1 protein-coding gene is annotated in these 294 nt (G+C 63.3%); it reads right to left on the bottom strand.

The features are described from left to right. A partial coding sequence (locus RA19_RS25080; RefSeq protein WP_193748338.1) for a (2Fe-2S)-binding protein occupies positions 1-294 on the bottom strand: 294 nt, incomplete at both ends.

Below are 294 nucleotides of genomic sequence, written 5' to 3'. Positions count from 1 at the left end.
GGGGCGCCGTGCCAGCAAACCGAAGATGTCAGAGCGGCAGGAGCCGCAGTTTGTTCCCGCCTGCAAGGCAATGCCGACATCTGCAACGTTCAGCAGTCCATCGCTTTCGATGGCTTGAAGAATGGTGTTGGCCCCAACGTTGAAACAGGCACAGACCACCGGGCCGGGGTCCGGCTGGTCCGCCGCGGGAAGGCCGGTCAGAATACCTGCTGCGCTGGTACCCGGCAGGCGAGCCAGATAGTCTCTGCTGAGCGCTACAGGCTCGGGTGCGGTGAACAGCGCCGCCATGACTTT

It is taken from the genome of Leisingera sp. ANG-M1 (genome assembly GCF_000813745.1).
In the GTDB taxonomy this organism is placed as follows: Bacteria; Pseudomonadota; Alphaproteobacteria; order Rhodobacterales; family Rhodobacteraceae; genus Leisingera.
Note: the sequence above shows the minus strand (reverse complement) of the source record. Positions and strands in the feature narration are given on the sequence as shown.